Genomic DNA, 6233 nt, shown 5'->3' with positions numbered 1-6233 from the left:
GGTCACCGGCCGGCAGGTGCACGCCGATATGGCATACAGCCACCCGGTGCCGAAGGCCCGGCGCGCCGGTCACACGGTCGCGGTCGGCGTGGACTGGGGCCTGAACACGCTCCTCAGCGCGGGAGCCCTGCGACTCCGCGCGGATGGGCGGATCACCGCGTTGGGGGCGGGTGGTCAGTTCCGGGCCGCCGGGGTCCTCGCGAAACAGCACCGCCTGCGCCGGCACAGTGAGCGGCTGCACGCCAAGGCCGACCACTACACGCGGCTCGCCGGCGGCAACGAGCGGCATCAACTCGTCGGTAAGCTTGCGGTCCTGCGGGATGAGATCCGCCGCGTGTCCGATCGCCGGGCGAACCTGAACGCCGCGCTCGCGTGGGCCGCCGCCAGATGGACTGTGGACCAGGCGATCGCCGCCGGGGCGAGCGTCATCTATGTCGAGGACCTGCGGTCCTTGGAAGCACGGGGCATGGGCGCCACCCTCAACACACGGCTGTCGCAGCAGGTGCGCGGGCAGATCGTCGACCGGATGCGGCACCTCGCCGCCGAGCACGGTATCGCCGTTGTTACCACGCCTGCGCGCAACACCTCGAAGCACTGCCCGCAGTGCTTGACCCCGCTACGGCACTGTAAGGCCCCCGACCGCCCTACCACCCCAGGCTGGAAGTGGGCGATCTGTCCCCACCAGTCCTGCCGGTGGCAGGGCGACCGCGACCAGGGTGCCTGGCGGCGGATCGCCGCCCGCGGCCTGACACATCAGGCCAAGACCGTCATCGACAAGACCAGCGGACACATGGTCATCCGCGCCGTGGTCGACAAACTCGAAGCCTCAGCGGTCATCACGAAGACCTACCGGGGGGACCGGTCGAAGACCGGCCCCACCCGGCGCAAACCACCACGCCCCGCGCCCAGGCGACGCAGGGCACCCTCCCCCACCCGGCCTTACAGTCGGGCGGGTAAGCGTCCGGAGGGACACGCACCAACGGACCGGAGGCTGCCCCGCGCAGCCCACCGACACCAGGGCGTGAACACGATCAGCACACCCACCACCGGCCACCAGCCACGAGGAGCCGCGTTAGGCGCAGGGTTCCACTTCCACGCCCATGCGTCCCCACCACGGTGGGAAACGATCCCGGAAACTCAATCCGACTCAGGATCGCTAAGCTGATCAGGGACGCTGAGGCGCATGGCCGGGTCGCGGGTCTCCTGGAAGCCGAGCGAGCGGTAGAGCGGCTGTCCCGCCGCGGAGGCCCGCAGGTCGATCCGCCGCACGCCCCGCTCGCGGAACCAGTCCAGCAGCGCCACCATGCAGGCACGGGAATGGCCGCGCCGGCGGTGGGCGGGATCGGTGCTGACGTTGAAGACGTACCCGACCAGGCCATTCGGGTTGTCCGGGCCGCCGAGCCGGCGCTCGATCGCGCCGACCGCGCAGGCGGCCAGCGTCCCGTCCGGCCCGTCGACCACGAAGGCCGCCAGCGACGGCTCCGGCTCGCCCAGCCACTCCCGCAGCTGCGCCCGCGCGACGTCCTGCCACGGGCCCGGCTGCGGATCCGTGCCGCGCACCGCGGCGAGCATCAGCCCACGCAACCGGACCAGCTCGGCGGCGTCATCCGGCGTCGCCGGGCGTGCGTCGACCATGAACGGCACCGTACCCGGCCAGCGCCGGCACGGGGCGTCCGGTCCGGACGTGTGGCTGGCCACAGCGGGCCGGTCCCGGATTGGACGCGCGGTGGACCCGTCGGGACGGGCAGGTGCGGGTCCGGCCGTGGCACGGGCCGGGCCGGAGGGGCGGTCAGACCGGGTGGTCCTCCCCGGTTGGCCGAGGCGGTGCCGCTGCCAGGTCGCCGACGTGGGGGTGTCCCCCGGCGCCGGACACCCCGACATCGACGACCTGGAGTGGATCAACCGGCCGGCCCGAGCCCGGGCGGCCATGGGTCCACGCCTCAGTCGGCCTGGGCGGCCAGTTCCCGGGCGCGGTCGCGGGCAGCCTCCAGCGCCGCCAGCATGGCCGCGCGTACGCCGTGGTTCTCCAGCTCGCGGATGGCGGAGATGGTGGTGCCGGCCGGCGAGGTGACCGCCTCGCGGAGCTTGACCGGGTGCTCCCCGGAGTCGCGGAGCATCACCGCCGAGCCGATGGCGGTCTGCACGATCAGCTCGTGCGCCACCTGCCGGGGCAGGCCGAGCAGGATGCCGGCGTCGATCATGGCTTCGACCAGCAGGTAGAAGTAGGCGGGACCGGAGCCGGAGAGGGCGGTCACCGCGTCCTGCTGGGACTCGGGCACCCGGATGGTGGCGCCGAGCGGCTTGAACATCTCCTCGGCGAGGGCCAGGTGCGCGCCGGTGGCGTGCGCGCCGGCGGAGATGGCGCTCATCGCCTCGTCCACCAGCGCCGGGGTGTTGGTCATCACCCGGATCACCGGGGTGCCCTCCGGCAGCCGGCGGCTGAAGAACGTGGTGGGCAGGCCGGCGCAGAGCGAGATGACCAGCTTGTCGGCCGGCACCTTCGGGCCGATCTCGTCGAGCAGCGCCGCCGCGTCCTGCGGCTTGACCGAGATGGCGAGCACCTCCGCCTCGTCCACCGCGACGAGGTTGTCCACCACCCGTACGCCGTACCGGGCGGTCAGCTCCTGGGCGCGGCTGGGTCGCCGGGCGGTGGCGAGCAGCCGTTCGACCGGCCAGCCGGAGCGGAGCAGGCCGGAGAGCATCAGCTCGCCGATCTTGCCGGCGCCGATCACGGCGACGGTGTGCACCTTGGGTGCCATGGGCCGTACCCCTCTCCGTCGAGGCGGGGCGCGGCGGGCCCGGCTCGGGCTCGCCGCGCCGCACCGCGTCGATCAGCTGCCGAAGAAGACCTCGGCCTCGGCGTACCGCTCCAGCGGCACGGTCTTCAGCTCCCGGGTGGCCTCGGCCAGCGGGACGCGGATGATGTCCGTGCTCTTCATCGCGACCATCTTGCCCCAGTCGCCCTCGTGCGCCGCGTCGATCGCGTGCAGGCCGAGCCGGGTGGCGAGCACCCGGTCGAAGGCGGTCGGGGTGCCGCCACGCTGGATGTGGCCGAGCACCACGGTGCGGGCCTCCTTGCCGGTCTTCGCCTCCAGCTGCTCGGCGAGCCACTGGCCGATGCCGCCGAGCCGGACGTGGCCGAACGAGTCCAGCTCCTTGTTGTGCAGGACCATCTGGCCCTCCAGCGGGTGCGCGCCCTCGGCGACCACGACGATCGGGGCGTACTGGTGCTGGAAGCGCTTCTCGACGTACCCGGCGACCTGGTCGACGTCGAACTGCCGCTCGGGCAGCAGGATCACGTTGGCGCCGCCGGCGAGGCCGGCGTGCAGGGCGATCCAGCCGGCGTGCCGGCCCATCACCTCGACGACCAGGGTGCGGTGGTGGCTCTCCGCGGTGGTGTGCAGCCGGTCGATTGCCTCCATGGCGATGTTGACGGCGGTGTCAAAGCCGAAGGTGTAGTCGGTGGCGCCCAGGTCGTTGTCGATGGTCTTCGGCACGCCGACGACCTTGACGTCCAGCTCGTGCAGCTTGGTGGCGACGCCGAGGGTGTCCTCGCCGCCGATGGCGATCAGCGCGTCCACGCCCTGGGCGGCGAGGTTCTCCTTGATCCGCTCGACGCCGTTCTCGATCTTGAACGGGTTGGTCCGGGACGAGCCGAGGATGGTGCCGCCGCGCGGCAGGATGCCGCGGACCTCCGCGATGCCCAGCGGCCGGGACAGGCCCTCCAGCGGGCCCTTCCAGCCGTCCCGGAAGCCCACGAACTCGTGACCGTAGGTGGCGACGCCCTTGCGGACCACCGCCCGAATCACCGCGTTGAGACCAGGGCAGTCGCCGCCGCCGGTGAGCACGCCGATACGCATGATCTGCTCATCCTCCTGGAGCATCAGGTGAAGCCCGGATAAGCCCCAGGATAGGTGTCAGATCAGACCATCGGCGCCGTTGCCGGCCCGGGGCGGGCCGTCAGTGCGCACTGTAGTCGGCGCGGGGGTACGGCGACACCGCGCCCCGGCCCCTACCCGCCCGCCGGACGGGCTACGGGCCGTCCGGCTCACGCGAACCGGGCCCGGGACAGAACCGGTCAAACCTCCACCACGCCGCCCGCGCCGGTCACCGCCGCGTCATCGCCCGCCAGCGCGCCAGGTTGTGCCGGGCGTCGACCAGGGCGTCGTGCCGGTCCGCGTCGGCGTCCGGCAGCCTCGGCCGGCCCCGCTCGTCCCAGAGCTGGCGCAGCTCCTTGGTGAACCGCGGGATCTCCCGGGGCAGCGCCGGCATCGCGCCCCACAGCTGGGCCAGGACCACATGGTCGTACGCCGCGTACCAGGCCCAGAGCTCCAACTGCTCGCCCGGGCGGTCCCGGACCGGCTCCATCAGGAACTCGTAGAGGTCGTCCCGGATCCGCTCCCGGGACCGCCACGCCCGGTCGGCGGGCGAGGGGAGCTTGTCCAGCACGTTGCGGCGCACCCAGGGCACCGCCCGGGAGTCGTCGAACTCGGTGGAGACCGCGTAGAACTCGCGGCCGTACTCGTCGACGACGCCGATCGACACCAGGTCGACGACCCGGCCGTCCTCGATGAACTCGCAGTCGTAGAAGTAGCGGTAGACCATCCCCGCCATCCTCGCCCACCGCCGCGGCCGGCCCGTCGCCGGGGCGTCCGCCGAGGTCGGCGCCGTTTCGGACAGGCAGGTCAGGAGTGTCACGGAAGTGTCTCCAGGGGTGTACACCGCGCGACCGGAGCGTCATGATCTGATGTGTACCGCTACCGGACGCCGAACCGGTTCAGATGCCTCGTACCGGGATGTCAGGGCCACCCGGTGAGCGAGTTGTGGTCCTTGACCGGGGAGGGGTTGGGCCGTGGAGGTTCGCCTGCCGGAGCCGGGTGACGCGCTCACTGGCGTGGAGATGTTCGCCGGGCTCGAGCCGGAGGTGCGGCAGCGGGTCATCGCCGCTGCGGTGCCGCGCACCTACCGCAAGGGTCAGTTGCTCTTCGTGGAGAACGACCCGGGTGAGTCGCTGATCGTGCTGCGCCGGGGGGCGGTGGCGGTGTTCCGCACCGCGCCGACGGGCGAGCGGGCCGTGCTCTCGGTGATCCGTCCGCCGGACGTGCTGGGCGAGGTCTCCCTGCTGGACGCCTCCACCCGGTCCGCCTCGGCCGAGGCGATCGAGGACTGCACCGCGCTGGCGCTGTCCCGGCCGGCCTTCATGGAGCTGGTGCACTCCAACCCGCGCATCCTCGACGCGGTGATGCGCTCCCTCGGCGGACTGATCCGCCGGCTCACCGAGCAGAACGCCGACCACGTCTTCCTCGACCTGCCCGGCCGGGTGGCCAAGACGCTGGTCCGGCTGGCCGGCGAGAGCCAGGCGCCGATGATCACCATCGAGCTCAACCAGAGCCAGCTCGCCGAGATGGCCGGCGGCTCCCGGCAGAGCGTCAACCAGGCGATCGGCTCGTTCGCCAGCCGGGGCTGGCTGCGCACCGAGGGGCGCCGGATCGTGGTGACGGACGTGGCCGCGCTGCGCCGCCGCGCCGGGATGAACGATCGTTGAGCCGTGCCGGCCGGTGACCGCAGCGGCCCCAGCCCGGCCGGCAACGGCGGACGGCGCCCCCGTGGAGCGGCGATCCGCCCACTCCGGGCGATGGCCCGGTCCTGCCGAGCGGCGACCGGCGACGAAGCGTCGGTCGAGTTGAATCGCCGGTGACCTCGCGACCCGCCGCGCCGAGGCCCGCGCGGAGCGGGGGTGTCGGGGCGGGGCGTCCATGAGGTCAGCTCCACGGCGCGCCGGCGTCGGCCCGCGGCCGCGCCACGAGGACGCGTACCCGGCCGGGGCCGCGGTGGTGGCACGGACACGCCGCCCCCGCCCCGGTCTCCACACACGGTTGCGCCGGCTGCCTCGGCAGCCGGCGCAACCGTGATACGCGGTTCAGCGGGTCGGACCCACCCAGTAGCCGGGACCGGCCCAGCGGCGGGTCGGCCCCATCCAGCCACGGCCCGGGCCCGCCCAGTAGCCCGGGCCCGCCCAGTAGCCCGGCCCGGCCCAACCGGTGGTCGTCGTACCGGCCGTGGTGTTCGTCGAGGTGGACATCATGCCTCCCTGGCTGTCGTCGTGGTTGCTGGCGCAACACAGACGCTACGAAAAGGAGGGTCGGGATAAAATAGACATATCTCCATAAATCACTACCCGAAGGGCCGTTGTCCTGCCCCCTCGCCCAGCGCCAAGGTTGCCCGGCACGCCC

General features: G+C 72.7%; 7 protein-coding genes. 2 read left to right on the top strand and 5 right to left on the bottom strand.

The genetic code is table 11. The features are described from left to right. The coding region (locus FXF52_RS33745; protein WP_148803282.1) for a zinc ribbon domain-containing protein at positions 1-1165 on the top strand (1165 nt) is incomplete at its 5' end. Here FXF52_RS33745 and FXF52_RS33740 read toward each other — a convergent pair. The 4 genes from FXF52_RS33740 to FXF52_RS33725 form a co-directional block, all read right to left on the bottom strand. Then, positions 1138-1635, bottom strand: a complete 498-nt coding sequence (locus FXF52_RS33740) for an N-acetyltransferase (protein WP_148803280.1) — start codon at positions 1633-1635, stop codon at positions 1138-1140. The genes FXF52_RS33745 and FXF52_RS33740 overlap by 28 nt on opposite strands. Positions 1636-1940: 305 nt before the next feature. Beyond that, entirely contained in the window at positions 1941-2759 is an 819-nt protein-coding gene (gene proC, locus FXF52_RS33735; RefSeq protein WP_148803278.1) for a pyrroline-5-carboxylate reductase, read from the bottom strand. Between the two features lie 72 nt (positions 2760-2831). Then, on the bottom strand, positions 2832-3860 hold the full coding sequence (locus tag FXF52_RS33730) for a 6-phosphofructokinase (protein WP_148803288.1): 1029 nt from the start codon (positions 3858-3860) through the stop codon (positions 2832-2834). A 247-nt stretch (positions 3861-4107) separates the two neighbouring features. Beyond that, positions 4108-4605, bottom strand: coding sequence for a polyadenylate-specific 3'-exoribonuclease AS (locus tag FXF52_RS33725; RefSeq protein WP_148803286.1), 498 nt, complete (start codon positions 4603-4605; stop codon positions 4108-4110). A gap of 247 nt (positions 4606-4852) precedes the next feature. Here FXF52_RS33725 and FXF52_RS33720 point away from each other — a divergent pair, with 247 nt between their 5' ends. Continuing rightward, a complete protein-coding gene (locus FXF52_RS33720; RefSeq protein ID WP_148803276.1) occupies positions 4853-5545 on the top strand; it encodes a Crp/Fnr family transcriptional regulator in 693 nt (230 codons plus the stop codon). 375 nt (positions 5546-5920) lie between these two features. Here FXF52_RS33720 and FXF52_RS42055 read toward each other — a convergent pair whose 3' ends face one another. Then, positions 5921-6082 carry a hypothetical protein gene (locus FXF52_RS42055; protein WP_187413879.1) on the bottom strand — a complete coding sequence of 54 codons (162 nt, stop codon included), beginning with the start codon at positions 6080-6082 and terminating at the stop codon, positions 5921-5923. Positions 6083-6233: the final 151 nt, after the last annotated feature.

The sequence above is a fragment of the Micromonospora sp. MP36 genome (assembly GCF_008119785.1).
Classification (GTDB): Bacteria; Actinomycetota; Actinomycetes; order Mycobacteriales; family Micromonosporaceae; genus Micromonospora.
The sequence above is the reverse complement of the archived record's forward strand: the minus strand, read 5'-3'. Positions and strand labels throughout refer to the sequence as shown.